We start from the raw sequence: 25,927 nt of genomic DNA, 5'->3' as shown, positions 1-25,927 counted from the left end.
GGCATTCGATTCCACGCGAGGCGGGCGGCTGCCCCCTCGCGCTCCCCCGCCCCGACACAGGCGGATTCTGTTCAACCGAGGTTTTTCGACACGCTGAAACGTCCTGGACTGTGGTCCAGGACGTTTTTTCATCCCCCGCTGAGCAGGAGCAGGGACTCCGGCGGCAGCTCCACCCAGAGCTGCTCCCGCCCCTTCAGGGCGGCCCACTCCTCCCGGCTCAGCTCCAGCCGCAGCCGGGAAAAGCCCTTATCTCCTCCGGGGGTGGACAGGTTCACCGCGGTGGAGAACATCTCCTCCACCGCCCGCCCGGGGATGCACGGCAGCCGGTTGGGTCCTGGCCCGTCCGCCGGGCGGACAAAGTGGGCCCGGATGCCCACATGGGTGAGCCCCTCCGGCAGGGGGCGGCCCGGGTCCAGGGTGACGCCCCAGTCCAGGGCCTCAGTTTTTCCGCCCTCCGCCGGCCTGGCTCTGGACACATTCTTGCACCCGGAGAGCAGGCAGGCCGACAGGGTCCTGGGAGCCCGGAACAGCTCGTCCACCGGCAGCACCGCCTGGGACCTGCCCCGGTCCAGGACGCAGGCCTGGTGGCAGATGCGGCGCACCTCGTCCCGGCTGTGGGTGACAAAGAGCACCGGCCCGGCGAAGCTCTCCAGCAGGTCGGCCAGTTCCCCCTCCACCTGCCATTTCAGGTAGCTGTCCAGGGCGGAGAAGGGCTCGTCCAGCAGCAGCGCCTCCGGCTCGCTGGCCAGAATCCGGGCCAGGGCGGTCCGCTGCTGCTGGCCGCCGGAGAGCTGGCGGGGGTACTTGTGCTCGTTTCCCGCCAGGCCGAAGGCCTGAATGAGCCGCTCTGCCGTCTCCTCCCTGGCCTTCCGGTCCCGGACGCCTACGGTGATGTTCTGCTTCACGGTCATATTGGGGAACAGGGCGTAGTTCTGAAAGAGATAGCCCACATGGCGGCGCTGGGGGGAGAGGTTGATCCCCTTCTCCCTGTCAAAGAGCACCCGCCCGTCCAGGATAATGCGCCCCTCGTCGGGGGTCTCGATGCCCGCGATGCACTTGAGGGTCACGCTCTTGCCGCAGCCGGAGGCCCCCAGCAGGCCGGTGACGTGGCCGCTGCCTGTCTCAAAGGACACATCCAGCTGAAATTTTCCGTAGTTCTTGCGGATATCCACCACAAGGGACATCATGCCACCTCCCCGGAGGGGGCCGCCCGGCGGGGCCGGCGGTCCTTTTTCTCCAGCATGTTCACCGCCAGCAGCACCACGGTGGAGATGGCCAGATTGACCAGCACCCACCGCATGGCACCGGCGTCGTCGCCGGTGCGCCAGAGCTGGTAGACAGTGGTGGAGATGGTGGCGGTCTTGCCGGGGGTGTAGCCGGCGATCATGGCGGTTGCGCCGTACTCCCCCAGGGCCCGGGCAAAGGCCAGCACCGTGCCGGCGATGATGCCCTGGCGGCACACCGGCATCCGCACCCGCCAGAAGATCCAGGCATTGGAGCGGCCCAGGGTCTGGGCGGCGTGGGTCAGGGTGGGGTCGAAGGACTCAAAGGCCCCCCTGGCGGTGCGGTACATGAGGGGGAAGGCCACTACCGCCGAGGCAAACACCGCCGAGTACCACACCATGGTCAGCCGCAGATCGAACTGCTCCAGGAACCATATGCCCACCGGCCGCTTGGGGCCCATGGTGCACAGGAGGAAGTACCCCACCACCGTGGGCGGCAGCACCAGGGGCAGGGTGAGCACCACGTCCAGCACGCCCTTGATCAGCCGGGGCAGCTTTGCCACATAGTAGGCCGCGCCGATGCCCAGGAAAAAGATGATAACCGTGGAGATGGCCGCGATGCGCAGAGAGTTCAGGAGGGGATACCAGTCCATATTCGGATCACCTGCACTTTCATGACTGGCAGGGGCCGGCACATGCAGCGCCGGCCCCTCCGCGTTTTAAACAGCCCTTCAGGGCAGCACCGTGAAGCCCACGTTCTCCAGCACGGAGACGGCGCTCTCATCGGTGTGCAGGTAGTCCAGGAAGGCCTGGGCGGCGTCCCTTGCCCCCTCGGTGCCGCTCTTCATCACGGCGGCGGGGTAGATGACCTGGCCGCACATATCGGATGTGGCCTGAGCCACTACGTTGAGCTCATAGGTATTGGCGTCGGTGGCGTATATAATGCCGCAGTCCACGGCCCCCTCCTTCACCTGGTTGGCCACCTCGGAGACGTTGGAGGCGTAGGTCACCTTGCCGTCATTCTCCAGCTGGGCGATGTCGATGCCCAGGGTGTCCAGGATCTCCAGGGAGTAGGCGCCCACAGGCACGTCGTCGTTGCCCAGGCACAGCAGGGAGAGCTTGTCGGTGCCCAGGTCGGAGAAGTCCTGGATGTCCTTGGGGTTGTCATCGGGCACCGCCAGCACCACCTTGTTCTCCACCAGGTCGATCCGGGTGTCGCTGTACACGAAATCCAGGCCATCGGTGTTGGTGCCGGTGGTGTCGGCGCTGTCCAGCTGGTTCATCTGCTTCTGGGCGGCGGAGATGAACAGGTCGCACACGGCGCCCTCCTCGATCTGGGTCTTGAGGGTGCCGGAGGAGTCAAAGGTGAACACCAGGTTCACGTTGGGGGCCACCGTCTTGTACTGCTCGGCGATCTCGGTAAGGGAGGCCTCCATGGACGCGGCGGCAAAGACCACCACGTCCACGGTCTCCTCCCCTGTCTCTCCGCCGGTGGTGGAAGTACAGGCGGTCAGTCCCAGGGCCATCGCCAGGGCCAGGACCAGGGCAAATACCTTCTTCATTTCTCAAAACTCCTTTACAAATACGGTAGGCATACCCGTTTCCAGGTATACCCCGGCCCGCCGCCATAGGACACGCTGTCCCTTAGGCGGTACGGGCTCGAAGTGCTGAGGCCGCGGGGATTTAGTCGTCCACCGCCACCATGACCGAGGTGGCCTTGACCACGGCATAGGCCGTGCCGCCCACCTTCAGGCCCAGTTCCCGGATGGACGCCATGGAGATGGTGGAGGTCACCACATTGCCGCCGCCGATGTCCAGCCGCACAATGCCGTTGACCGCCCCCTCCTCGATGGAGAGAATGGTCCCCTTGAACTGATTTCTCGCGCTGATTTTCACTGTTTTCCCCTCCTTCCTGCTGATGTTTTATTCCAAACTCCCTGTAGCAGGGAGGCGGAACCGGATTTACCGGGCGCAGTTGCCCGCCGTCCCCCGGAGCATCTCCAGTCCGTGGCCCAGGGCGGGCAGGATGAAGGTCAGGCACTCCTTCACCGCCTTAGGGCTGCCGGGCAGGTTGACGATAAGGGTCCTGCCCCGGATGCCCGCCGCCGCCCGGCTGAGCATGGCACGGGGGGTGATCTGGAGGGACTGCCACCGCATGGCCTCGGCGATGCCGGGGGCGGGCCGCTCCACCACGGACAGGGTGGCCTCGGGGGTCAGGTCGGTGGACGAGAAGCCGGTGCCGCCGGTGGTAAGCACCAGGTCGGCCAGGTCCCCGTCGCACAGCCGCTTCAGCTCCCCGGCCAGGGGCTCCACCCCGTCGGGCAGCAGGGCGGTATGCACCACCTGGTAGCCCGCCTCCTCGGCCATGGCCCGGACCAGCGGGCCGCTTTTGTCCTCCCTCTGTCCGGCATAGCCGGAGTCGCTGAGGGTGATGATGGCCACTCGCATATTACCCCTCCTCCACAATGGTCAGCTGGTCCCCCACGGAGATGGTCCCCCCGTGGAGCACCCGGGTGAACACGCCCTCGTGGGGCATGATGCACTCCCCCATGGCCTTGTAGATTGCGCAGTGGGAGTGGCACTCCTTGCCGATCTGGGTCAGCTCCAGCACCACGTCATTGCACTTAAATTTGGTCCCGATGGGCAGGGTCTTGAAGTCGTACCCCTCCACCACCAGGTTCTCCCCAAAGGCCCCGTGGTCCACCACGGCCCCCCTGGCCCGGAAGGCCTCCACCTGCTCGTGGGACAGGAGGGACACCTGCCGGTGCCACTTCCCCGCGTGGGCATCCCCCTGGATGCCCCAGTCCTCGATCACCTGGGCGGCGCCCACGTTTTTCTTCTGGGTCCCCTTTTTCTCACTGATGCACACGGCAATCACCTTGCCCATGGTAAGCACCTCACATTTTTCTTTTTATCCGCCGATCTGGCTCATGTTCCTGGCCTCGTCCCCCGGGCCCGCCGGCCCGGTGAAGTGGTGCCCCGCCGGCTTGTCCTCAATGGCCCTGCGGATGGCGTCCAGGATAACTCCGTCCTCTGCGCCGGCGTCCAGGAGGGGTTTGAGCGCCGCGCCCCGGTCGTACTGGAGGCAGGTCTTCAGAAAGCCGGAGGAGGTGAGCCGCACCCGGTTGCACCGGTCACAGAACCGGTGGGTCATGGCGCTGATAAAGCCCACCCGCCCCCGGAAGCCGTCAAAGGTGATATACCGCCCGGGGCCGCCCCCCTCGTCCTGGGGGCAGGGCCGCGCCGGGCCGAAGGCCGCCTCCAGCCGCTCCAGCACCTCCGCCTCGGTGCGGCGGGGGAAGCCGCCCCCCAGGCCGATGGGCATCAGCTCAATAAACCGGACCGAGAGGTCCCGGTCCCGTGCCAGGGCCGCCAGAGGGACCAGCTGGCCGTCGTTCTCCCCCATGGGGACGCAGTTGAGCTTGACCTTCAGTCCGGGCACGGCCAGAGCCGCCTCCAGCCCGGCCAGGGCGGCGGGCAGCTGGTCCCGCCGGGTAATGGCGGCGAACTGCTCCCGGTCCAGGGTGTCCAGGCTCATGTTCACCCCGGTGAGCCCCGCCTCCACCAAACCCGGGAGCTGCTCGGCCAGCAGCACGCCGTTGGTGGTGACGGCCACCTCCCGTATCCCCGGCGTACCGCTGACGGCGGCTGTCAGGTAGTGCAGGCCACGGCGCACCAGCGGCTCTCCGCCGGTGAGGCGCACCTTCTCCACGCCCAGCTGGGCAAAGAGGCCCACCAACCGGGCAATCTGCTCGTAGGACAGCAGGGCGCTGTGGTCCATCCAGTCCACCCCGTCCTCGGGCATGCAGTAGCGGCAGCGCAGGTTGCACCGGTCGGTCACCGACACCCGCAGATAGCGGATAGCCCGGCCCTGCCCGTCCCGCAGGCGCTCCTCCGGCCTACACACAGCGGTATGCCCCCGACTTGCCCCCCTCCTTGTACAGCAGGCGGACGCCGGTGATCTCCATGCCCTTGTCCATGGCCTTGCACATGTCGTACACCGTCAGCAGGGCCACCGACACCCCGGTGAGGGCCTCCATCTCCACGCCGGTCCGGCCGGTGAGCCGGACGGTGCACTCCGCCCGGACGGCGCACTGCTCCTCCAAAATCTCAAAGTCCACCGCCGCATGGCTCAGAGTCAGGGGGTGGCACAGGGGAATCAGCTCCCAGGTCCGCTTGACGGCCATAATGCCCGCCACCCGGGCCACGCCCAGCACGTCCCCCTTGGCGGCGGTGCGGCCGGTGATGGCCTCCAGCACCGGCCGGGACACCCGGATCAGCCCCTCCGCCGTGGCGGTGCGCACCGTGGGCTCCTTGCCGCCCACATCCACCATAATGGCGTTTCCCTCCTGGTCAAAGTGGTTCATGGCCGGTTCCATGCCGTCCCCTCCTTTTCTCTGTGTCATACGCCCTTGCCGAAGGGGCAGACGGGGTAATGGCACGTCCCGCAGCCCAGGCACAGGCCGCCGTGGCCCATGGCCTTCAGCTCGGCCCGGCCCACCCGCACCCCGGCGGCGATCCGGGGCAGCACCAGGTCGAACACAGTGGCCTTGGCGTACATGACGCAGCCGGGCAGGCCCAGGATGGGCACGCCGCCTTCAAAATATCCCAGCAGAAACATGGCCCCCGGCAGAACGGGCGCGCCGTAGGAGACTATCTCCGCCCCGGTGTCCCGGATGGCGCCGGGGGTCCGGTCGTCCGGGTCCACGCTCATGCCGCCGGTGCACAGCACCATATCCACCCCCTTGTCCCGGAAGGTCAGGGCGGCGGCGGTGATGGCGGCCCGGTCGTCTCCGGGCAGGCAGTGCTCCGTCACGGTGATGCCGTAGACCGCCAGCTTGTCCACAATCACGGGGGTAAAGCTGTCCTCAATCAGCCCGCCGGCCACCTCGCTGCCGGTGGTGATCAGGCCGCAGGTCTTCAGCTTCCAGGGGGTGAGGCGCAGGATGGGGGTGTCCCCCGCCCTGGCCTCCACCGCCTTCAGCTTGTCCTCGGCGATGACCAGAGGGATGATGCGGGTGCCCGCCAGCTTGTCCCCCCTGCGGACCGCCGTGTTGGTGTGGCGGGTGGCGATCATGATCTCGTCCTCGCTGTTGAGGGCGTTGAGCCGCTCCACGTCCACCTGGAACAGGCCGTCGCAGTCGGCGATGAGCTCGATTTTGCCCTCCTTCACCGCCGTGGGGTGCATGTGTTCGTTCTGGCACAGGGCCCGCAGCCGCTCCGCCGCCTCGTCCTCGTGGAGCATGCCCGGCGCCTTCTCCCACACGTACAGGTGCTCCTTGCCCATGGAGAGCAGGACGGGGATGTCCTCCTCCCGGACCACATGGCCCTTGCGGAACCGGGCGTCCTTGGTGACGCCGGGGATGATCTGGGTCAGATCGTGGCAGAGCACATGCCCCACCGCGCTGCGGGTGTCAATCAGCTTCATATGCAGCCCCTCCTGACGGCTTAAATTTGGGTTTCTTGCCGTGTTCTGTCCATGATTTCCGTCTTTTTCCGCAGCAAAAAGCGGGAGCGCCGCCTGTCAGCAGCACTCCCGCAAAGGGCCAAAAGGGTAAAAAAGGGCAGACTACCCCCTTGGGCGAAAGCTGCTCCTTTTCAAAAGGCGGAAGGCCGGGCCGTTTCCAGCCCGGCCCCGGCGGTGCGCCATAGGCCTGCGGCCCTTAGGCGGTCCCGCTCGGAGCATGTACAATATTGTAAAAATCGTACCACACCCGGCGGCGGATTGCAACAGAAAAGTCCCGGTTTCTTCCATTCCGCCCCCAAAAGCGCGGCCCGCATCCACAAAGCTGTGGATGCGGGCCATTCATATACTTATTCCGGGTCCTCTGCCAGCTCCAGAATGTCCGCTATGCCGCAGTCCAGGGCGTTGACCATCCGGGTGAGCACGTCGGCGTCATACCGCACCACCTCATTTTTGTAGTAGCGGTCAATGGTGGGATAGCCGATTCCCGTGGCCTGTGCCAGAGCGTATCGGGAAATCCCCCGGCTGTCCAGATAGGTTTTCAGGCAAAGCCGCACGCTGCGCCTGCCGTTCTCCCTGTTCCTTCCGCTCACGGCTCATCCACCAGTTCCAAAATATCCTCAATCCCGCAGTCAAGCGCCTCCGCGATTTTCCCCAGATTCACCGCGTCATACCGGACCACTGTATTTTTATAGTAGCCGTCAATGGTCTGGAACTTGATGCCTGACCGGCGGGCCAGCTCATAGCGGGTGATATTGTGGGCAGGCAGATACTTGTCCAGCTTTACACGTACTCTTTTCATGATATACCCCCATATCGGTATATATATGATAAGTAGTGTAAAGTTCGTTGACAATTTCCCTTAATCGGTATATCTTGTTATTAGTATATACCAAAAGAGGCGTATTATATGGAACTTTACCAGCAGATGTATTACATTCTGTTTCACGGCATTTCCGACGCTCTGGAGGCCCTGGACGAGGCGCGAATTCAGGATGCCAGGCAGCTCCTCCGGGCTGCCCAGCAGAAAGCAGAGGAGCGCTATCTGGAAGGGTAATGCAAAAGGCGTCCGTTCCGCAGACTGCGGAACGGACGCCTTTCATTGTCTCTCTTACTTGCCGTAGTAGGCCTTGAGGTACATCTCCTTGATCTCGCTCATGAGGGGGTAGCGGGGGTTGGCGCCGGTGCACTGGTCGTCGAAGGCCTGCTCCACCATGGCGTCCAGGTTGTCCAGGAAGTACTTCTCGTCCACGCCGTACTCGGCAATGGTCTTCTTCACGCCCACGGCGGCCTTCAGGTCCTCAATCTTGGCGATGAGCTTCTTGACGGCCTCGGCGTCGTCCTTGGCCTGGATGCCGCAGAAACGGGCGCACTCGGCGTACCGGGCCTGGGTGTGGGGGTACTGGTACTGGGAGAAGGTGCCCATCTTGGGGGGGCACTCGGCGGAGTTGTACTCCACCACCAGGCTGATGAGCAGGGCGTTGGCGATGCCGTGGGGCAGGTGGTGGAAGGCGCCCAGCTTGTGGGCCATGGAGTGACACACGCCCAGGAAGGCGTTGGCGAAGGCCATGCCGGCCATGCAGGAGGCGTCGGCCATCTTCTGACGGGCCTCCACGTTGCTGCCGTCGTTGTAGGCAGTGGGCAGGTACTCGAAGACGTTCTTCATAGCCTTCAGAGCCAGGCCGTCGGTGTAGTCGGTGGCCATGATGGAGGCATAGGCCTCGAGGGCGTGGGTGAGCACGTCAACGCCGGAGGCGCTGGTCAGGCCCTTGGGCTGGCTCATCATGTTGTCGGTGTCCACGATGGCCATGTTGGGCAGCAGGGCGTAGTCGGCCAGGGGGTACTTCACGCCGGTGTTCTGGTCGGTGATAACGGCGAAGGGAGTGACCTCGGAGCCGGTACCGGAGGAGGTGGGGATGGCCACGAAGTAGGCCTTCTCACCCATCTTGGGGAAGGTATGGACACGCTTGCGGATATCCATGAAGCGCATGGCCATGTCCTGGAAGTCCTCCTCGGGGTGCTCGTACATGACCCACATGATCTTGCCGGCGTCCATGGCGGAGCCGCCGCCCAGGGCGATGATGCAGTCGGGCTGGAAGGCGGCCATGGCGGCGGCGCCCTCCTGGGCGTTCTTCAGGGTGGGGTCGGGCTGGACGTTGGAGAACACGGTGTAGACAATCCCCATCTCGTCCAGCTTGTCGGTGATGGGCTTGGTGTAGCCATTCTGATAGAGGAAGGTATCGGTCACGATAAAGGCCCGCTTCCGGTTCATCACCCAGCGCAGCTCATCCAGGGCCACGGGCAGGCAGCCCTTCTTGAAGTAGACCTTTTCGGGAGTTCTGAACCAGAGCATGTTTTCACGCCTTTCCGCCACGGTTTTGATGTTGAGCAGGTGCTTGACGCCCACGTTCTCGGAGACCGAGTTGCCGCCCCAGGAGCCGCAGCCCAGGGTCAGAGAGGGGGCCAGCTTGAAGTTGTACAGGTCGCCGATACCGCCCTGGGAGGAGGGGGTGTTGACCAGGATGCGGCAGGTCTTCATGGCAGCGGCGTGCTTGGCCATCTTCTCGGTCTCCCGCACGTCGATGTACAGGGAGGAGGTGTGGCCGTAGCCGCCGTCGGCCACCAGCCGCTCGGCCTTCTGGAGGGCCTCATCAAAGCTCCCTGCCTTGTACATGGCCAGCACGGGGGACAGCTTCTCGTGGGCGAAGGGCTCGGAGGGATCGGTGCTCTCCACCTCGCCGATGAGGACCTTGGCGGCCTCAGGCACGTCCACGCCGGCCAGCTTGGCGATGGTGTGGGCGCTCTGGCCCACGATCTTGGCGTTGACGGTGCCGTTGACCAGGATGATGCTGCGGACCTTGTCCAGCTCGTCGCTCTTGAGGAAGTAGGCGCCGCGGGCGGCGAACTCCTTCTTCACGGCGTCATAGATGGGGGCGAGCACGGTGACGGACTGCTCGCTGGCGCAGATCATGCCGTTGTCGAAGGTCTTGGAGTGGAGGATGGAGCTGACGGCCATGCGCACGTCGGCGGTGTCGTCGATGATGACAGGGGTGTTGCCGGGGCCCACGCCCAGGGCGGGCTTGCCGGAGGAGTAGGCGGCGGTCACCATGCCGGGGCCGCCGGTGGCCAGAATCAGGTCGGACTCACGCATGACCTGGTTGGTCAGGTCCAGGCTGGGCACGTCAATCCAGCCGATGATATTCTCAGGGGCGCCGGCCTTCACCGCGGCCTCCAGCACCACCTTGGCGGCCTCGATGGTGCAGGCCTTGGCGCGGGGGTGGGGGGAGATGATGATGGCGTTGCGGGTCTTCAGGGCGATGAGGGTCTTGAAGATGGCGGTGGAGGTGGGGTTGGTGGTGGGGATAACGGCGGCGATGAGGCCGATGGGCTCGGCAATCTTCTTCACGCCATAGGCCTTGTCCTCTTCGATGACGCCGCAGGTCTTGGTGTGCTTGTAGGCGTTGTAGATGTACTCGGCGGCGTAGTGGTTCTTGATGACTTTATCCTCCACAACGCCCATGCCGGTCTCGGCCACGGCCATCTTGGCCAGGGGGATACGGGCCTGGTTGGCGGCGGTGGCGGCGGCCAGGAAAATGGCGTCCACCTGCTCCTGGGTATAAGTGGCGAATACCTTCTGAGCCTCCCGCATGGCGGTCATCTTCGCCTCGAGAGCCTCAACGTTGTCGATGATTGCGGTTGCCTGCTTCTGCTCTTTCATCTGTGCAGCCTCCTCAAAAATGGTGGGAGCGGTGGGTACGCTCATTTGATATTTTTTTAACGATGTGCATTATACCGTACTTGTTAAATTATTGTCAATGTGGAAACTGCATTATTTTTTTGCCGCTGCCCGCCCAAAGGTTCATTATTTTCTGTGAAAAGTATAAGTTTGAAAACAAAATGAAAATAAATCTCTTTTTTATCGTTAAAATATTATCAATTTTTGCAACCTTTTTTCTCCCGTCTTTTTGACGAACCCAATTCCCCTGCTCCCTGAATTTTGTCCGTTCCACCGCAAAAAATAAGGACAGGAATGCCCTCCTGTCCTTATTTTCATACGGTATTTTCCGCTTTTTCTCACTTTCCCACGCAGAAACGGGAGAAGATGCGGTCGGTCACATCCTCCCGCACCGAGCGGCCGGTAAGCGCGCCAAGTGCGTCCAGCGCCGCCTCCACGTCGGAGAAAACCGCGTCCGCCGGCATTCCGGCGGCCAGGGCGCTGCGGGCGGACTCCACCGCCCCCAGTGCTCTGCCCGCCGCCTCGGCCTGCCGGGCGTTGGTGAGCAGCTCTCCCCAGTTTTCCTCCCCCTGGGGGAACAGCGCCGCCACGACCTCCTCCAGCTCCTTCAGCCCTTCCCCGGTCCTGGCGCTGAGGGAGACCACCGGCGGGCAGTTTTCTCCCCGCAGGGAAGGGCTTGTATCCTCCCCGTTATTCAGGTCCGCCTTGGTGAGCACCACGATGACCTTCTCCGCCGCCGACCGGGCCTGGGCCAGAATGGCCAGATCCTCCTCCGTCACGCCGCCCTGCGGGTCAATGAGCACCAGGGCCAGCCCGGCCTCCTTCAGGGCGGCCCGGCTCCGCTCCACCCCCAGCCGCTCTACCGGGTCGTCAGTGGCCCGGAGACCCGCTGTGTCAATGAGCCGGAGGAGCACACCGCCCAGGCGGCACTTCTCTTCAATGGTGTCCCGGGTGGTGCCGGGGATATCGGTGACAATGGCCCTGTCATACCCCACCAGGGCGTTGAGGAGAGAGGATTTGCCCGCGTTGGGCCGCCCCACAATGGCGCAGGGCACCCCGTGCGCCAGCTGCCTGCCACGGTCGTAGGTGGCCAGCAGTGATGACAGCTCCCTCTGTGCGGATGACAGCGCTGTTTCCATGGTCTCCGCCCGGAAGGGGTCGATGTCCTCGTCCGGGTAGTCCAGCACGGCGCAGAAATGGGCGGTCAGATCGGTGAGGGCGTCGTATACCGCCGCCACCCGCCGCCCCAGCGCGCCGGAGAGCTGGCCCGCCGCCTGCCGCACGGCGGAGGCGGTCTCCGCGTCGATGAGATCGGCCACCGCCTCGGCCTGGGTCAGATCCAGTCTGCCGTTGAGGAAAGCCCGGCGGGTGAATTCCCCCGGTCCGGCCTGCCGCACCCCCTGGGCAAAGAGAGCCTCCAGCCCCAGGGTGAGCACAGCCGGGGAGCCGTGGCACTGGAGCTCCGCCGTGTCCTCGCCTGTGTAGCTCCCCGGCCCCCTTGTGTATGTGGCCAGGGCCTGGTCGATGGCGTTGCCCTCCCGGTCGTACAGGGTGCCGTACACCAGCCTGCGGCCCTCATGGGCCTCCAGCGGCCGCCCGCTGGCAGGCCGGAATACCGCCGACGCGGCCCGGACAGCCTCCGGCCCGGACAGCCGTAAAATTCCGATGGCCCCCCTGGCCATGGGGGTCGCCACCGCGGCGATGGTATCTCCCATTTCACACCCTCCTGACATGCCTGATCCGCCGGATCTGCTCCCCCGGAGTGCGCCGCAGCTTTCGGCTGCGGCGCGCCCCTGCACAGGGCCTCCGGCAAGTTTGTGCACTCCGCCGTTTGTTTTATGCTTGACATGTTTTTATGTCAACTGTTTTTGTATATCCCCAGGTTTTCCACCGTTTCCTCCCCCTGTGGAAAACCCGGTGGATAATGTGGAAAACCCCTGAAACGACATGATTTACAATTTTCTTACAAGCCCTTTTCACTGCATACGCAATTGGATACACACCGTACAAACTTCATTATGCGTCTCCTGGACATTTGACGCTTTCTCTCTCCGTCCCGTCCGGCTGCTATTACAGTCTGGATAAAAAGCGTCAGGTAATACAGGGCCGCCCGGACGGGCGGCCCTGTATGTTCTGTGTTGTCCTGTTGCGCGGGTCGGCTTACTTCAAACGTTCCGAGATGACCTGCGCCACCTTCACTCCTGAGGCGCCCGCCTGGGCCGCGTCGTCGCAAAGTCCGCTCCACTTCGCTTCCGCCGCCGGAGCGGCGAAAGCTGCGTGCGCTCCCTTGCTCCTCCTTTCCAGAGCAAACCCGCTCCGCTGGGCTTTGCTCCGGTTCCCGCCGCAGGCGGCGGTTTTGGGGCGGCCTGGCCCGCCGGGCGCCCCTTACTTCAGCCGCTCCGAGATGACCTGCGCTACCTTTACGCCCGAGGCGCCCGCCTGGGCCAGGCCGCGGGTCACGCCGGCGCCGTCGCCGATGGCAAAGAAGTTGGGCATGGCAGTCTCCAGCTCGGGGGAGAGGGCCAGGCGGGAGGAGTAGAACTTGACCTCCGCGCCGTAGAGCAGGGTGTCGTAGTTGGCGGTGCCGGGGGCCAGCTTGTCCAGCTGGTAGATCATCTCAATGATGTCGTCCAGCTGCCGCTTGGGCAGGGCCAGGGACAGATCGCCGGGCACGGCGGCGGTGAGGGTGGGCCGGACAAAGGACTTGCTCATCCGGTGCTCGTTGGTGCGGATGCCGCCCACCAGATCGCCGAACCGCTGGACCAGCACGCCGCCGGCCAGCATGTTGCTCAGGGATGCGATGTGCTTGCCGTACCGGTAGGGCTCGTTGAAGGGCTGGGTAAAGCGGTTGGACACCAGCAGGGCGAAGTTGGTGTTCTCGCTGCGGAGGGACGGGTCGGAGTAGGAGTGGCCGTTGACGGTGTTGATGCCCTCCACATTCTCCGGCCGTAGGGGTTCATGCAGAAGGTGCGCACCTGGTCGCCGTACTGCTTGGTGCGGTAGACCAGCTTGGACTCGTACACCACGTCGGTGATGTGCTCAAAGACCTTGGCAGGCAGTTCCACCCGCACGCCGATGTCCACCTGGTTGTTGATGAGCTCAATGCCCATGTCCTTGCACTGATTGGCGAACCACTCGGCGCCGGACCGGCCGGGGGCGGCGATAAAGTAGGTGCAGTCCACCGTGTCGCCATTGGCGGCAGTCAGGCGGTAGCCCTCGTCCCCCAGGCGCTCGATTTTGGTCACCGCGGTGCGGAAGCGGAACTCCACCCCCTCCTTGACGGTCTCATAGATGCTCTGGAGGATCTTCAGGTTGTTCTCCGTGCCCAGGTGCTTGCAGCGGGCCTGGAGCAGGTGGAGGTCGTACTCCAGGGCCTTCTTCTCCAGGGCCCGGGCCTCGGGGGTGGCGGTGGAGTAGACCTCGGTGGTGGCGCCGTGCTTGACGTTGATGGAGTCCACGTAGTCGATGAGGTCCATGACCTCCTTGGCGTCCATGAAGTCGGTGAGCCAGCCGCCGAAGGCGGTGGTGAAGTTGTACTTGCCGTCGGAGAAGGCGCCCGCGCCGCCAAAGCCGCACATGGTGTCGCAGATTTTGCAGTGGATGCACTCCTTCACCTTACCCGCCACGATGGGGCAGCTGCGGCTGTAGATGTCGGCGCCCTGGTCCAGTGCCACTACCTTGAGGCCGGGGTTCCTGAGCATCAGCTCGTAGCCGGCGAAAATGCCCGCCTCGCCGCAGCCCAGAATGGCAACGTCATACCGTGAATTCATGTGCATCGTTCCCTTTTCATCAAAAATACGGGCCATAAAAACCCATAATAAATTATACCATACAAAGTCAAGTCCAGTCTATAAAAAATAGCGCAAAGCGCTCAGCCTGTCAAAAAACCTTGGTTGAACGGAATCGGGCTGTGTCGGGGCGGGGGAGCGCGAGGGGGCAGCCGCCCGCCTCGCGTGGAATCGAATGCCCCGGAAGCCTTGCTGTGGTGGAATCGAATGCCCCGGAAGCCTTGCTGTGCAAGGCTTCCGGAGAGCGGAGCGGGGACTTTTGCGCCGCTGTGCGGCGCGAAAGTAACGGCATTTTTGCAGGCTGTAGCGCAAAGCGCTGTTTTTATGCGCAAACGGGCGCTGGAATTTTTAAGTCCATGGCGCGGCGGAGCGCGCCGCATGGATATTTTGGGGGTACGGCCGCCGGCCCACGGGCAAACACCGCAAATATTTACCAAGAAAACAAAAATTTCTTTCTACCGCCCCGGCGGCCTCCGCTCTAAAATATAGTCAGCGGCAGGGGCAGCTGCTGTCCCCGCCCTTTCCATTCTGTGTCTGGAGGTTGTTCTGCCATGGGATCCCCGTTTGCCGGCAATTATCCTGAGATGATCGCGCTGTGTCTGGCCGCCTTTGACCGGGGCGGGCCGGCGGCGCCGCTGGACCTGCTGGAGGCCATGATGTCCCTGCCCGGCGTGGAGATGCACACCCCGGAGCACCACTTTATGGTGCCCGCCGCCCTGCTCACCGCCGCCCACAGCGTGTCCGGCCGGGACCGCTCCGCCCTGGAGCTGGATCTGAACGCCGCCCTGACCCGGTCCAAGCGGGTACCCGGCGGCAGCTGCGGCGACTGCGGCTGCTGCGGCGCGGCGGTGGGCGCCGGCATCTTCGCGGCACTGTGGCTCAAAACCAACCCCAAGAGCACGGTCCGCTGGGCGGACGCCAACCGCTTCACCGCCTGGTGCCTGGAGTATATCGCCACAGTGGACGGTCCCCGCTGCTGCAAGCGGGTGTCCTATCTGGCCCTCGAGGCGGCGGTGCCTCTGGCCAAGGAGGTCCTGGGGGTGGACCTGGGCCAGCGGCCCAGGCCCGCCTGCACCCGCTTTGCCCAAAATGCCGAGTGCCTCCACACCGCCTGTCCCTACTTCCCGTCCAGAAAGGCCTGAGCATCACACATTAGGAGGAGTATGTCTGATGAAACGATTCCTGTCCCTCGCCCTCTCCATGGCGCTGATCCTGTCCCTGGCCGCCTGCTCCGCCCCTGCCCGGCAGAGCGGCGCGCCCCAGTCCTCCACCCCCAGTCCCTCCGCGCCCCAGGAGAACCCGGCCCCCTCCGGCGAATCCGCCCTGGGGGACCTTTCCATGACCTACGACCTGTCCGTGGGCCAGATGGGCACCGGCATCAAGGCCGCCATGGTGGTGCTGGCCCATGAGATGGGCTACTACGAGGAGGAGGGCCTCAACGTGGAGCTGACCCAGATCTCCAACCTGAACGACGGCCTGACCGCCATCACCCTGGGCAAGCTGGACGTGCTGCCCTTCGGCGTGATCCCCACCTGCACCTTTATCGCCCAGGGGGCGGACCTGACCGTCATCGGCGGCACCATCGCCGAGGGAAGCGCCTGCGTGGCTCTGCCGGAGCGGGAGGAGGAGTTCCGGGACATTCAGAACTTCGCGGGCAAGACGGTGGCCTGCGTCCGGGCCGAGACCGGCCACATGATGATGAAGGACCAGATGCGCCAGGCGGGCGTTGACATGAGCACCGTCACCTTTGTGGAGCTGGACGGGTTCCAGTCGGTGGTGGAGGCGGTGCTGAAGGGCACTGCCGACGTGGGTTTTGTCAACAGCGGCTTTGAGCAGAACGCCGTCACCCAGGGCCTGGTGGTGCCCTTCTTTGTGGGGGAGTACACACCCGACAATGTGTGCTGCCGCCAGACCACCTCCGGCGCGATCATTGAGGAGAAGCGGCCCGCTCTGGTCCGCTTTGAGGTGGCCAACCTGCGGGCCATGAAGCTGATGTACGACGACCCGGAGACCACCATCGCCACTCTGGCCGCCTTCTCCGGCCAGAGCGAGGACTATGTGAAGTACTGCATCTACGACGGCTGCATGAAAATCTCCATGGACCCGGCCAAGAACCGGGTGGTTGAATTCTTCGACGTGATGAAGGCCAACGGGGACATCGGCGCGGACGTGGAGAACACCATGGCCGACCACGTGGATGCCTCCATCTACCTGGACGCCCTGAACATCGTGCTGGAGCGGTACCCCGACGACGTCCACTTCCAGGAGATGCTGGAGGCATACGACGCCAACAACCTGTAAGCCTGCAATTTCCCGCAAAGGAGGCCTTCCCGTGCCTGATATTTCCCTGCGCGACGTGTCCTTCTCCTACCCCGGCGGCCCCCGGGTTCTGGACCGGGTGTCCCTGGAGGTGGAGCGCGGTTCCTTCCTGGCCGTGGTGGGCCCCTCCGGCTGCGGCAAGTCCACCCTGCTGCGGCTCATCTCCGGCCTCTCCCTGCCCGGGGAGGGGACGGTCTCCATCGGCGGCACGCCGGTAACCGGCCCGGCGCCGGGGCGGTCCATCGTGTTCCAGCAGGGCGGTCTGTTCCCCTGGCTCACCGCCCGTGGAAACGTGGCCTTTGCCCTGCGGAAGGCCAAACCCGGCCTGTCCCGGGCCCAGGCGGCGGAGCAGGCCGGGGCGGCTCTGGTCCGGGTGGGGCTGGGGGACGCCCTGTCCCGCTACCCCGGAGAGCTGTCGGGGGGCATGGCCCAGCGGGTGGCCATTGCCCGGGCCCTGGCGGTGGGCGGGGAGGTGCTGCTGCTGGACGAGCCCTTCGGCGCCCTGGACCCCAAAAACCGGCAGGCCCTCCAGCAGCTGCTGCTGGAGCTGTGGCAGGCGGAGGGGAGCACGGTGGTCATGGTCACCCACGACATCGACGAGGCCATCCTGCTCTCCGACCGCATCGCCTTCTTCCGCCCCGGCGGAGTGGGGCTCACCCTGCCCGTCCGGGCCCCCCGTCCCCGGGACCCGGCGGAGTTCCTCACCTCGGCCGAGTGCTGCGTGGTCCGCAAGCGGCTCATCGGCCTGTTCTACCAGTACGGAGAGGCGGTGGGCGAGACGCTGTGAAGGCCCCTGAGAAAGCATCCCGGCCCATCGTACTGGTTCACCTGCTCTTTGTGCTGCTGATGGTCCAGGTGGCCCTGCCGGGCAAAAACGAGACCGCCTCCCCCCTTCTGTTCCTGTGCGCTGCCGCCCTGGCGGAGCTGATCTGCCTGTGGCATATCGTCCGGCGGAAAAACGCCCGGGCCGCCGGTGACATCGGCGCCGCTCTCTTCCTGCTGTTCAACCTCTGGGAGCTGTGGGCCACGGTGCTGGGCCAGGCCCACCCCATCCTGGTACCCACGCCGGAGGCGGTGTTCCAGGTCTTCTGGGACCAGCGGCAGCTGATGCTCCGGGGCATCGGCTCCTCCCTGTCCCTGCTGGCCATCGGCTTCGGCATCGCCCTCCCCCTGGGGGCCCTGCTGGGCATGCTGGCCGGGTGGAGCCCCCGGCTTCGGGGCTTTCTGGTGCCCATTGCCCGGGTGCTCTCCCCGGTGCCCGCCATTATCTACGCCCCCTACCTCATCGCCCTGATGCCCTCCTTCCGCTCGGCCTCGGCCTTGGTGATCATTCTGGGCATCTTCTGGCCCACCTTTCTCCAGACCGTGGGCCGCACCGTGGGGTTGGACCCCCACATTCTGGACAGCGCCCGGGTGCTCTGCCTCTCCGACCGGGAGATGGTGTTCCAGATCTTCCTGCCCGCCCTGCTACCCGGCCTGATCTCCGGCCTGCGGGTGAGCCTGTCCACCTCCTTTATGCTCCTGACCCTGGCGGAGATGATGGGGGCCACCAGCGGCCTGGGGTACTTCATCAAAAACTTCGCCGACTACGCCAACTACACCAATGTCATCGCCGGCATTCTTTTGGTGGCCCTGGTGGTCACCGCCCTCAACGGCCTGGTCACCCTGCTGGAACGGAAGGCCGTCCGCTGGAGCTGACCGGTCCGCCGCCCGCCCATTTCACCCGGAAAGAGGTGTTCTCCTTGCCCCGGCTCTACCTGGTCACCGGCTTTCTCGGCGCCGGAAAGACCACCTTTCTCAAGCGGCTTGTCCACTGTTTTCCCGGCCGGCGGACCGCCCTCATCGTCAACGAATACGGCCGGGAGGGGGTGGACGGCGCCCTGCTGTCCGGCCTGGGGGCCAGCCTGACCGAGATTGACAACGGCTCCATCTTCTGCTCCTGCCGCCTGGCGCGGTTTGAGGAGGTCCTCCGCTCCACCCTGGCGGAGGGGCCGGATGTCATCCTGGTGGAGGCCTCCGGCCTGTCCGACCCCTCCGCCGCGGGGAGGATTCTGTCCCAGCGGGAGAAGTTTCCCGGCCTGACCTACGCCGGGGCCGTCTGCCTGGTGGACGCTGCCCGGTTCCACAGCGTATACGCCTCCTCCGGGGTGTGCAGGCGCCAGCTGGCGGCGGCCGGCCTGATTCTCATCAACAAGACCGACCTGGTCTCCCCGGAGCAGGCGGCCCTGGTGAGGGCGGAGGTGGAGGCCCAGCGCCCGGGCTGCCCGGTCCATGAGACCTCCTTCGGCACCCTGGACCCGGCCTGGCTCTCCGCCCTGGACGCTCCCGCCCCGCCTGCGGCCCAGAGCCCGTCCCGCCGCAGGCTGACCCTCACGGTGGGGCCGGACTGTCCGCCCGCCTCTCTGGAGCGGTTTCTGTCCGTCTTTGCCCGGGACACCCGCCGGATCCGGGGCTTTGTCCCTCTCTCCGACGGAATGTACCTGGCCGACTGCGTGGGCCCCCAGGTGCGGCTGGAGCCATGGCAGGGGGAGGCCCTCAACCCGGGGCGGCTGACCGTCCTCTTTGACGGCGACATGCCCGCCCCCGGGAGCCTCTGGGCCGCCATGACCTGGTACCCCGAGTGCCATGCGGCAGTGGAGTGACCCCGCTGTCAAAAAAGGTGCTTTGCACCTTTTTTGAGGAAGGCCGCATGGCGGAAGGGGCTCGATTTTTGGCAAAATTGTCGTCCCTTCCGCCATGAGAAGTGTCATTTCCGAGGCGCATGTCCCCGGAAATGACGGATTTTGGTTTGATTCCTGCGGCTGCGGCCGCAGGAACTCTGCGAGGCTTCCTTCTCTGGGCAATTTTTCAATATGCTAAGGCCCCGGCGCCGTGCGCCGGGGCCTTAGCATATTGATTCTGCCATCTGCTCCAGCTCCACGCCGGTGTAGTACCACTTGAGGATCTCCTCATAGCCCTTGCCCTCTCTGGCCATGGCGTTGGCGCCGTACTGGCTCATGCCCACCCCGTGGCCGTAGCCGGTGACGGAGAAGGTCACCGCCGTGCTGTCCGCCTGGACGGTGAACACAGTGGAGCGCAGGCCGAACAGGTCCCGCAGGGCGGCACCCGTCACCTCCGCGCCCCCCACCGCAATGGAGACGACCCCGCCGTTGGAGGCCAGCACCGGCGGGCCGAACCACCCGCTCGGGTCGCCGCTCAGGTCGGCGCCGGGTGCCTGGGAGAGCAGGGTTGTCCGGAATTCCTCCAGAGGCACGGTCACGGTGCTGTGGTAATTGGGCACCTCCTCCCCCTCAGGGCTCTCCACGCCGGTGAGGTAGGGCACGTCATTGCCCCACACCTCCACCGCGCCGGCCGTCCGCCCGGCGGCGGAGGAGAAAAACACCGCCTGGATGGGCTGTCCGCCGTAGGTGATGATGACCCCGTCCGTGTCCGCCACGGCGGCGGAGATTTTGGCCTCGTAGGAGGGGGCGGACTCCCCCCAATTGGACGCCGCCTCCTGGGGGGTGATGTAGGCCTGACAGCAGCTGATATCGGTGCATACATGGGCGTCCGGGTGGTTGGCCTCTCCCGAGGCCATCTTGGCCGCGGCATAGGTCCGGGCCGCCACCGCCTGGGCCTTCAGGGCCTCCGGCTCAAAGGAGGCGGGCATCTCCGCCGCCACCACCCGCCACAGGTAGTCGGCCATGGACATCTCGGTCACCGTACCGTCGGGCAGCTTAACCCGTATGGAAGTGGTCTCGTCCGCACCCGTCCCCTCTGCCGGCGGCGGGGACACCACCGTCCGGTCCAGGGGCAGGGTGCCGGTTGGCTGCGGGTCCTCCCCCGCCTCTCCCTTCCCCCCCAGGAACAGCAGGGGCAGCAGGAACAAGAGGGCCAGCAGCCCCAGCCCCACCGCCGCCGCCCGTCTCATGCCGTTTTCCTCTTTTGCGCGCACCGCTCTCACCTTCCGCTTCTCCCTCTGCCGTTGACTTGCATAAAAATTCGTAGTAAAATGAGATATTCAAACAGATGCAAAGGAGGAGTCCTCATGCAGTTGGCCCACACGGACGGCTCCATGGATTTTATTAAGAGTCTATGCGGCGAATTTGAGAAGCATAACCGTATTGATCCGGCCTACTACGAAAAGTGGGACGTGAAGCGCGGTCTGCGCAACGCCGACGGCACCGGCGTTCTGGCAGGCATCACCCAGATTGGCAATGTGCTGGGCTACTATGTGCAGGACGGCGAACGCTTTCCCATGGAGGGCAGGCTCATCTACCGGGGCATTGACCTGGGCGACCTGGTGGACGGCTTTATGAGCGAGAACCGCTTCGGCTTTGAGGAGACCGCCTATCTGCTGCTCTTCGGCGCTCTGCCCACCCGGGAGCAGCTGAAGCTCTTCCAGCGGGCCCTGTCGGTCCACCAGCCCCTGCCCCCCATGTTCACCGAGGACATGATCCTCCGGGCCCCCAGCGCCGACGTGATGAACAAGCTGGCCCGCTCGGTGCTCTCCCTCTACTCCTATGACGACGCGCCCGAGGACCGCTCCCTGGAGAGCGAGCTGGGCAAGGCCATCGCCCTCATCGCCCGCCTGCCCACCATCGCCGCCCACGCCTACGCCGCCAAGCGGCACTACTACGACGACGAGAGCCTCTACCTCCACCGGCCCCAGGAGGGGCTGGGGGTGGCGGAGAACTTCCTTTACTCCGTCCGGCACGACAACCAGTTCACTCAGGAGGAGGCCCGGCTGCTGGACCTGTGCCTGGTGCTCCACGCCGAGCACGGCGGCGGCAACAACTCCGCCTTTGCCTGCCGGGTGCTCTCCTCCTCGGGCACGGACATCTACTCCTCCATTGCCGCCGCCATCGGCTCCCTGAAGGGGCCCCGCCACGGCGGCGCCAACAAGAAGGTCATGGAGATGTTCGGGTACATTGAGGACGGCGTGAAGGACTGGCGGGACGAGGACGAGATCCGTTCCTATCTGGGCCGGATTCTTCGCAGGGAGGCGGGGGACGGCTCCGGTCTCATCTACGGCATGGGCCACGCCATCTACACCCTGTCCGACCCCCGGGCCGTGCTGCTGAAGAAGTTCGCCAAGTCCCTGGCCGCCAAGAAGGGCATGCTGGACGAGTTCGAGCTCTACGAGGCGGTGGAGCGCCTCACCCCCGAGGTGCTGTCCGCCTCCGGCCAGCGGAAGGTGGTGTGCGCCAACGTGGACCTGTACTCCGGCCTGGTGTACAAGATGATGGGCATCCCCCAGGAGCTGTACACCCCCCTGTTCTCCGTGGCCCGGGTGGTGGGCTGGTGCGCCCACCGCATCGAGGAGGTCTACAACCCCGGCAACAAGATCATCCGCCCGGCCTACAAGGCCGTGGCCCCCGCCCGGCCCTTTATCCCTCTGGACCAGCGGGGCTGAATTCCAGACGTGAAAACGCGGGACCACTTTTGCAGTGGTCCCGCGTTTTTATGGATTACTCCATGAGCCAGTAGATTTTTTCGGGACATACCGTCATCCCCGCCTTCTGCTGGAGGGCCAGGGAGGCGGCGTTGTGCTCCGCCACCTGTCCATAGGCGTACCGCCCCTCCCGCACCGCCATCCCTACGGCGGCCAGCAGGAGCACCAGGCCGTACCCCCTGCGGCGGTATGGTGGCAGCACCTCCAGCATACCCAGGCTCCCCTCGTCGTGAACGCCGACGAACCCGGCCAGCACATCCCCCTCAAAGAGACCCAGCATCCCCCGGTCGATGGCGCCCCGGATATAGTCAATGTCCCCGAAGGTCCGGCCGTAAGCCGCGGCCACCGTCTCCGCCCACTCCTGCCCCAGCCGCCGCAGCTCCCCCCGGAAGGGGGGCAGCTCAGGGGGAGGTCCGCCGGTCCATACGGACTGGAAAAAGGCCTGTCCCTTCAGGCCCAGCCGGGTCTCCAGGGCCTCCAGATACCAGCTCTCGTGACAGACGGCCAGCCGGGCCTCCGGCGGAATCAGGGTCAGCGCCCGACTCAGGTCCTCCTCGCTCCGGGCGCTGAGAAACCATGCGCCGCTCTCCTTGTCCCAGAGCAGTACTCCCGCCGGCCCGGCATAGCGCAGTGCGCCCCCGTCCCGGCGGAGCAGCTCCAGCATGTCCACGCAGCGCAGGCCCTGCCGGGCCAGGTAGTCCGCCGCCTTATGTTCTGTTGTCATCTGTTCCACAGTGTACGCTCCTTATGTATCATCCTGGGCCTGCCCCTCCTCCAGCCCGGGCAGGCTGATGACAAAACTGGTGTGCTTTCCCGTGCTCTCGGCCCGGATATTGCCGCCGTGGAGCTCCACAATCTCCTTGGCGATGGCCAGGCCCAGCCCCGCACCGCCGGTGCGGGTGGATCGGGCGGCGTCCAGCCGGTAGAACTTCTCAAAAATCCGGGCCAGCTCCTCCTCGGGGATCTCCAGGCCCTCGTTGCTGATGACCACCTCCACCAGCCCGCCCCGGCGCCGGGCGGTGATGCCCACGGTGCCGCCCGGCGTGGAGTAGCTCACCGCGTTGCGCAGCACGTTGTCAAACACCCGGGCCAGCTTATCCGGATCGCCGGACACCGTGAGCCTGGGCGCTATCCGGGCGTCGCATTTCAGGTCCTTTTCCGCAAAGAGGGGGTAGAACTCGTCGGTCAGCTGTTCCAGCAGCATGGTCAGCTGGACGGTCCCGCCGCTGTCCGCCCCGCCCTCCAGGTCCATGCGGGTGATGTCGAAGAACTCGCCCAGCAGCTCCTCCAGGCGCTCGGCCTTGTCCAGGGCGATACCGGTGTACTTGGCCCGCTGTGCGCCGTCCATCTCCGGCCTGTCCCGCAGGAGGGTGAGATAGCCCACCACCGAGGTGAGGGGTGTCTTTAAGTCGTGGGCCAGAAAGGCCACCAGATCCCGCTTGCGGGCCTCGTTTTCCCGGACCTCCGCCTCCCGGCTGCGGAGCTGGCGCTGGATGGCCCGCAGGTCCTCCTCCACCGGCGCCAGCTCCCGGGGCAGCCTGATCTCCTCCCCGCTCTCGTTGACAATCCGCCTAGTGGCCCGGCCAATCTGGTCCAGCCACCGGGTAAACCGGCCCATGGCCAGATAAAAGGCGGCCAGCATGAGCACCAGCATGGCGCAGTTGAGGATAAAGGGCTTGTTGTTGCGGATAATCTGCTGATAGAGGTCCAGGGCCTCCTCCTGGGTGTGGCCGAACACCTCCCGGGCCACCCACACGAACCCCCGTGCAAAGGGGTCCTGGAGCAGGCCGTCCACCACCACCTCCAGCAGGAACAGCCCCAGCGCGGCGGCGGCGGCAGCCCCAAGGGCCACCATCAGGAGCATCTTCAGCTTGAGCCTCGTATACTTTTTTCCCATCCTCTCCTCCTGATTTTCATCTCAGCTGTTGGTTTTCCACATTTTCCACCAGTTTTCCACATTCATCTTCCACTGAAATCCCGGTCAAACCAGCTGTCCAATGCCGCCTCCCCCGCCGCAGCCCGGAACAGGACGCCGGTCTTCTCCACAGCCTGGGGCACCGCCTGATCCACCAGTCTGTCCAGCACCGTGCTGCTGACGGCGCACTCCCCAGCCGCCCTACGGCTGAGCACCGCGCCCCGGAAGTCCGGCTTGTCGGGCGTACGCAGGGAGAGGGCGTCCACCGCGCCGCTCAGGCCCACCCGGCAGGCCAGGGTCTGGAGACGGCAAACCCGCCGGTAGGACGCCAGGCTCTCACGGAACTGTCTGCCGGTCACGCCGGGGTAGAGGCCGGCGATGGTCTCCATCTCCTCAGGGCGCAGCCGGGGCCGGGACAGCGGCGTCTGCCGGAGGGGGTCGATGCCGGCCCGCTCCATCAGCAGCCGGTCGTACTCCCCCTCCATCCGCAGGTGGCTGGTCTGACCCCCTGCCGCCCGGGCCTCTATGTAGCCGTGGCAGCCGGCATCCAGGGCGAAGTGGCAGAGGAATCCGGCGGCGTAGCCGGCGCCGCCGGGCCGGTCCTCGGAGATGATCCGCGCCAGCCGGCGGAACACCGGCAGGGCGGATACCTTGTGCATCCGCAGTCCCACCTGCCGCACCGGATTGTCGTGGAGCAGGTGGTAGAAAAAGAGGGGATCGGGGCCGTAGCAGCCCACGTCGAAGGCCGCCCGCTGGGCCGCAATCCTGGTGCGGAGGGGCTCCGGCAGCGCCGAGAGCACCCGGCCGCCGAACTGAAGATGGGTAAAGTAGTTGGGCATGTGTCTCACCTGAGCTTCTGCTGTGCAGTGGATTTGTTTTCGTCTGTTGTGTGTGCGCTGTTCAACAGACCTTATTTTATCACAAAATTCCCCGAACGAAAGGACAATTTTCCTCCGGCTTCGCCCCCAGCAGCAGGAGCACCCCGGCGGCGGCCAGAAAGGTCATGGGGTCCTCTCCGGGCGGAAAGGGCGCCACAAATTCCTGCCGCTCCACCACGTGCCCGGCCAGGCTGACCAGCTCCCGCTGGAGGGCCAGGCAGATCCGGTCCCCCTCCAGGCTGGAAAAGGTGAGGGTATCCCTGGGAGAGGTGCCGTAGCTGACGGCGCTGCGGCAGCGCATCCCCCGGGCCAGGGGTCCCGCCGCCCCGGGGAGCAGGAGCACGCCGCACTCCGCCGACCTGGCCCCCGCCCAGCCGTCCGAATCCGGGCCGATGCAGAGCAGATCCACCGCCTCCCCGGCGAACTCCGCCGGATGCCGCCCGGACACCAGCTGAATCTCCTCCATCCGCCGGCCCAGGGAGCGGCGCACCGCCCCGGACACCCGCTCCTGCTTCTCCCAGATTCCAACCCTTGTCACAGCGCAACACCTCGGGGAGAGTTTATGGAGTTTTCTTCGTCTTATACCCCCCTCGGCCCTTGACTTTTCAGGGGTTTGTGCATAAAATGATGTTCGATACTCCGACACGCAAATACATCTGTAAAGGATTGAAGACCGATATGGCACAGGACAAAAAGCAGGTGGAACAGATCACCGATATGGAGGTGGACTTCGCCCAGTGGTACACCGACGTGTGCAAGAAGGCGGAGCTCATCGACTACTCCTCCATCAAGGGCATGTTTATCTACCGCCCCTATGGCTACGCCATCTGGGAGAACATTCAGAAGGAGCTGGACGCCCGGTTCAAGGCCACCGGCCATGAGAACGTGTCCCTGCCCATGCTCATCCCCGAGAGCCTGCTCCAGAAGGAGAAGGACCACGTGGAGGGCTTTGCCCCCGAGTGCGCCTGGGTGACCTACGGCGGCAGTGAGAAACTGGAGGAGCGCTACTGCATCCGTCCCACCAGCGAGACCCTGTTCTGCGAGCACTATAAGAACATCATCCACTCCTGGCGGGACCTGCCCAAGCTGTACAACCAGTGGTGCTCCGTGCTGCGGTGGGAGAAGACCTCCCGCCCCTTCCTGCGCCACCGGGAGTTCCTGTGGCAGGAG

Annotated in this window: 26 protein-coding genes, 1 pseudogene and 2 riboswitches; of the genes and pseudogenes, 8 read left to right on the top strand and 19 right to left on the bottom strand. The window is 65.1% G+C overall.

Translation table 11 applies throughout. The features are described 5' to 3' along the window. Positions 1–128 precede the first annotated feature (128 nt). The 11 genes from QZY67_RS10120 to QZY67_RS10070 all read right to left on the bottom strand — a co-directional run bounded on the left by QZY67_RS10120 (position 129) and on the right by QZY67_RS10070 (position 7,489). Positions 129–1,187, bottom strand: coding sequence for an ATP-binding cassette domain-containing protein (locus QZY67_RS10120; protein ID WP_295369973.1), 1,059 nt, complete (start codon positions 1,185–1,187; stop codon positions 129–131). Continuing rightward, positions 1,184–1,876: a molybdate ABC transporter permease subunit gene (gene modB / locus QZY67_RS10115; protein ID WP_295369972.1), complete on the bottom strand. Its 693-nt coding sequence runs from the start codon at positions 1,874–1,876 to the stop codon at positions 1,184–1,186. Before modB ends, QZY67_RS10120 begins: the two co-directional genes overlap by 4 nt. 78 nt (positions 1,877–1,954) lie before the next feature. After that, complete coding sequence (modA, locus tag QZY67_RS10110; RefSeq protein WP_295369971.1) at positions 1,955–2,785, bottom strand: molybdate ABC transporter substrate-binding protein; 831 nt, start codon at positions 2,783–2,785, stop codon at positions 1,955–1,957. Beyond that, positions 2,779–2,900, bottom strand: a riboswitch (molybdenum cofactor riboswitch). It overlaps the preceding gene by 7 nt. 6 nt (positions 2,901–2,906) lie before the next feature. Beyond that, positions 2,907–3,119: a molybdopterin-binding protein gene (locus QZY67_RS10105; protein WP_295369969.1), complete on the bottom strand. Its 213-nt coding sequence runs from the start codon at positions 3,117–3,119 to the stop codon at positions 2,907–2,909. A gap of 66 nt (positions 3,120–3,185) precedes the next feature. After that, a complete protein-coding gene (locus QZY67_RS10100) occupies positions 3,186–3,671 on the bottom strand; it encodes a MogA/MoaB family molybdenum cofactor biosynthesis protein (protein ID WP_295369967.1) in 486 nt (161 codons plus the stop codon). Position 3,672: 1 nt separating this feature from the next. Beyond that, positions 3,673–4,110 (bottom strand): MOSC domain-containing protein, encoded by a 438-nt coding sequence (locus QZY67_RS10095; protein ID WP_295369966.1) that lies wholly within the window; start codon positions 4,108–4,110, stop codon positions 3,673–3,675. Positions 4,111–4,134: 24 nt separating this feature from the next. Next, positions 4,135–5,130, bottom strand: a complete 996-nt coding sequence (gene moaA / locus QZY67_RS10090) for a GTP 3',8-cyclase MoaA (protein ID WP_295369965.1) — start codon at positions 5,128–5,130, stop codon at positions 4,135–4,137. Beyond that, a complete protein-coding gene (gene moaC, locus QZY67_RS10085) occupies positions 5,123–5,602 on the bottom strand; it encodes a cyclic pyranopterin monophosphate synthase MoaC (RefSeq protein WP_295369964.1) in 480 nt (159 codons plus the stop codon). The genes moaA and moaC overlap by 8 nt, the downstream gene beginning before the upstream one ends. 23 nt (positions 5,603–5,625) lie before the next feature. Continuing rightward, the gene (locus tag QZY67_RS10080; protein ID WP_295369962.1) at positions 5,626–6,651 is read right to left on the bottom strand and encodes a molybdopterin-binding protein; all 1,026 of its coding nucleotides are present in this window, start codon (positions 6,649–6,651) and stop codon (positions 5,626–5,628) included. A 147-nt stretch (positions 6,652–6,798) separates the two neighbouring features. Next, positions 6,799–6,918, bottom strand: a riboswitch (molybdenum cofactor riboswitch). Positions 6,919–7,037: 119 nt separating this feature from the next. Continuing rightward, the gene (locus tag QZY67_RS10075; protein WP_295369961.1) at positions 7,038–7,280 is read right to left on the bottom strand and encodes a helix-turn-helix transcriptional regulator; all 243 of its coding nucleotides are present in this window, start codon (positions 7,278–7,280) and stop codon (positions 7,038–7,040) included. Then, on the bottom strand, positions 7,277–7,489 hold the full coding sequence (locus QZY67_RS10070; protein WP_006573604.1) for a helix-turn-helix transcriptional regulator: 213 nt from the start codon (positions 7,487–7,489) through the stop codon (positions 7,277–7,279). The genes QZY67_RS10075 and QZY67_RS10070 overlap by 4 nt, the downstream gene beginning before the upstream one ends. Positions 7,490–7,597: 108 nt before the next feature. Here QZY67_RS10070 and QZY67_RS10065 point away from each other — a divergent pair, with 108 nt between their 5' ends. Beyond that, complete coding sequence (locus QZY67_RS10065; protein WP_295369960.1) at positions 7,598–7,744, top strand: hypothetical protein; 147 nt, start codon at positions 7,598–7,600, stop codon at positions 7,742–7,744. Positions 7,745–7,798: 54 nt separating this feature from the next. Here the strand turns inward: QZY67_RS10065 and adhE are convergent, their stop codons facing one another. The 3 genes and pseudogenes from adhE to QZY67_RS10050 form a co-directional block, all read right to left on the bottom strand. Continuing rightward, positions 7,799–10,405, bottom strand: coding sequence for a bifunctional acetaldehyde-CoA/alcohol dehydrogenase (gene adhE, locus QZY67_RS10060; RefSeq protein ID WP_295369959.1), 2,607 nt, complete (start codon positions 10,403–10,405; stop codon positions 7,799–7,801). Between the two features lie 356 nt (positions 10,406–10,761). Beyond that, positions 10,762–12,138, bottom strand: a complete 1,377-nt coding sequence (gene mnmE / locus QZY67_RS10055; RefSeq protein WP_295369958.1) for a tRNA uridine-5-carboxymethylaminomethyl(34) synthesis GTPase MnmE — start codon at positions 12,136–12,138, stop codon at positions 10,762–10,764. 670 nt (positions 12,139–12,808) lie between these two features. Beyond that, positions 12,809–14,193 (bottom strand): annotated as a pseudogene (locus QZY67_RS10050) (NAD(P)/FAD-dependent oxidoreductase). A 569-nt stretch (positions 14,194–14,762) separates the two neighbouring features. Here QZY67_RS10050 and QZY67_RS10045 point away from each other — a divergent pair. Genes QZY67_RS10045 through QZY67_RS10025 form a run of 5 tightly spaced genes read left to right on the top strand, consistent with a single transcriptional unit; the run spans position 14,763 to position 19,172 of the window. Beyond that, positions 14,763–15,353: a DUF5714 domain-containing protein gene (locus QZY67_RS10045; protein ID WP_295369957.1), complete on the top strand. Its 591-nt coding sequence runs from the start codon at positions 14,763–14,765 to the stop codon at positions 15,351–15,353. Positions 15,354–15,381: 28 nt separating this feature from the next. Continuing rightward, complete coding sequence (locus QZY67_RS10040; RefSeq protein WP_295369956.1) at positions 15,382–16,512, top strand: ABC transporter substrate-binding protein; 1,131 nt, start codon at positions 15,382–15,384, stop codon at positions 16,510–16,512. Positions 16,513–16,543: 31 nt separating this feature from the next. Next, complete coding sequence (locus QZY67_RS10035) at positions 16,544–17,317, top strand: ATP-binding cassette domain-containing protein (RefSeq protein ID WP_295369955.1); 774 nt, start codon at positions 16,544–16,546, stop codon at positions 17,315–17,317. Further along, positions 17,314–18,228 carry an ABC transporter permease subunit gene (locus QZY67_RS10030; RefSeq protein ID WP_295369954.1) on the top strand — a complete coding sequence of 305 codons (915 nt, stop codon included), beginning with the start codon at positions 17,314–17,316 and terminating at the stop codon, positions 18,226–18,228. The genes QZY67_RS10035 and QZY67_RS10030 overlap by 4 nt, the downstream gene beginning before the upstream one ends. A 44-nt stretch (positions 18,229–18,272) precedes the next feature. Next, complete coding sequence (locus tag QZY67_RS10025) at positions 18,273–19,172, top strand: GTP-binding protein (RefSeq protein WP_295369953.1); 900 nt, start codon at positions 18,273–18,275, stop codon at positions 19,170–19,172. Between the two features lie 242 nt (positions 19,173–19,414). On the opposite strand, the gene spoIID is transcribed toward QZY67_RS10025, so the two are convergent. Then, on the bottom strand, positions 19,415–20,440 hold the full coding sequence (gene spoIID, locus QZY67_RS10020) for a stage II sporulation protein D (protein ID WP_295369952.1): 1,026 nt from the start codon (positions 20,438–20,440) through the stop codon (positions 19,415–19,417). A gap of 117 nt (positions 20,441–20,557) precedes the next feature. On the opposite strand from spoIID, the gene QZY67_RS10015 reads away from it, so the two are divergent. Then, positions 20,558–21,925: a citrate/2-methylcitrate synthase gene (locus QZY67_RS10015; protein ID WP_295369951.1), complete on the top strand. Its 1,368-nt coding sequence runs from the start codon at positions 20,558–20,560 to the stop codon at positions 21,923–21,925. A 55-nt stretch (positions 21,926–21,980) separates the two neighbouring features. Here QZY67_RS10015 and QZY67_RS10010 read toward each other — a convergent pair whose 3' ends face one another. The 4 genes from QZY67_RS10010 to QZY67_RS09995 form a co-directional block, all read right to left on the bottom strand. Beyond that, the gene (locus QZY67_RS10010) at positions 21,981–22,688 is read right to left on the bottom strand and encodes a GNAT family N-acetyltransferase (protein WP_295369974.1); all 708 of its coding nucleotides are present in this window, start codon (positions 22,686–22,688) and stop codon (positions 21,981–21,983) included. A 21-nt stretch (positions 22,689–22,709) separates the two neighbouring features. Further along, positions 22,710–23,861: a HAMP domain-containing sensor histidine kinase gene (locus QZY67_RS10005; protein WP_295369950.1), complete on the bottom strand. Its 1,152-nt coding sequence runs from the start codon at positions 23,859–23,861 to the stop codon at positions 22,710–22,712. Between the two features lie 62 nt (positions 23,862–23,923). Then, positions 23,924–24,718 carry a zinc dependent phospholipase C family protein gene (locus QZY67_RS10000; protein WP_295369949.1) on the bottom strand — a complete coding sequence of 265 codons (795 nt, stop codon included), beginning with the start codon at positions 24,716–24,718 and terminating at the stop codon, positions 23,924–23,926. Positions 24,719–24,797: 79 nt separating this feature from the next. After that, positions 24,798–25,295: a hypothetical protein gene (locus QZY67_RS09995; protein ID WP_295369948.1), complete on the bottom strand. Its 498-nt coding sequence runs from the start codon at positions 25,293–25,295 to the stop codon at positions 24,798–24,800. A 140-nt stretch (positions 25,296–25,435) separates the two neighbouring features. Between QZY67_RS09995 and QZY67_RS09990 the strand changes: the two genes are divergently transcribed. Beyond that, on the top strand, positions 25,436–25,927 hold a 492-nt coding region (locus QZY67_RS09990), incomplete at its 3' end, for an aminoacyl--tRNA ligase-related protein (RefSeq protein WP_366448967.1).

It is taken from the genome of uncultured Pseudoflavonifractor sp., from assembly GCA_904419835.1.
GTDB lineage: Bacteria > Bacillota > Clostridia > Oscillospirales > Oscillospiraceae > Pseudoflavonifractor.
The sequence above is the reverse complement of the archived record's forward strand: the minus strand, read 5'-3'. Positions and strand labels throughout refer to the sequence as shown.

Coding starts and splice junctions, on each gene's coding strand:
- QZY67_RS10120 (WP_295369973.1), bottom strand. CDS start 1,187: ATGATGTCCCTTGTGGTGGATATCCGCAAGAACTACGGAAAATTTCAG.
- modB (WP_295369972.1), bottom strand. CDS start 1,876: ATGGACTGGTATCCCCTCCTGAACTCTCTGCGCATCGCGGCCATCTCC.
- modA (WP_295369971.1), bottom strand. CDS start 2,785: ATGAAGAAGGTATTTGCCCTGGTCCTGGCCCTGGCGATGGCCCTGGGA.
- QZY67_RS10100 (WP_295369967.1), bottom strand. CDS start 3,671: ATGCGAGTGGCCATCATCACCCTCAGCGACTCCGGCTATGCCGGACAG.
- QZY67_RS10095 (WP_295369966.1), bottom strand. CDS start 4,110: ATGGGCAAGGTGATTGCCGTGTGCATCAGTGAGAAAAAGGGGACCCAG.
- moaC (WP_295369964.1), bottom strand. CDS start 5,602: ATGGAACCGGCCATGAACCACTTTGACCAGGAGGGAAACGCCATTATG.
- QZY67_RS10080 (WP_295369962.1), bottom strand. CDS start 6,651: ATGAAGCTGATTGACACCCGCAGCGCGGTGGGGCATGTGCTCTGCCAC.
- QZY67_RS10070 (WP_006573604.1), bottom strand. CDS start 7,489: ATGAAAAGAGTACGTGTAAAGCTGGACAAGTATCTGCCTGCCCACAAT.
- QZY67_RS10065 (WP_295369960.1), top strand. CDS start 7,598: ATGGAACTTTACCAGCAGATGTATTACATTCTGTTTCACGGCATTTCC.
- adhE (WP_295369959.1), bottom strand. CDS start 10,405: ATGAAAGAGCAGAAGCAGGCAACCGCAATCATCGACAACGTTGAGGCT.
- mnmE (WP_295369958.1), bottom strand. CDS start 12,138: ATGGGAGATACCATCGCCGCGGTGGCGACCCCCATGGCCAGGGGGGCC.
- QZY67_RS10045 (WP_295369957.1), top strand. CDS start 14,763: ATGGGATCCCCGTTTGCCGGCAATTATCCTGAGATGATCGCGCTGTGT.
- QZY67_RS10040 (WP_295369956.1), top strand. CDS start 15,382: ATGAAACGATTCCTGTCCCTCGCCCTCTCCATGGCGCTGATCCTGTCC.
- spoIID (WP_295369952.1), bottom strand. CDS start 20,440: ATGAGACGGGCGGCGGCGGTGGGGCTGGGGCTGCTGGCCCTCTTGTTC.
- QZY67_RS10015 (WP_295369951.1), top strand. CDS start 20,558: ATGCAGTTGGCCCACACGGACGGCTCCATGGATTTTATTAAGAGTCTA.
- QZY67_RS10010 (WP_295369974.1), bottom strand. CDS start 22,688: ATGACAACAGAACATAAGGCGGCGGACTACCTGGCCCGGCAGGGCCTG.
- QZY67_RS10005 (WP_295369950.1), bottom strand. CDS start 23,861: ATGGGAAAAAAGTATACGAGGCTCAAGCTGAAGATGCTCCTGATGGTG.
- QZY67_RS10000 (WP_295369949.1), bottom strand. CDS start 24,718: ATGCCCAACTACTTTACCCATCTTCAGTTCGGCGGCCGGGTGCTCTCG.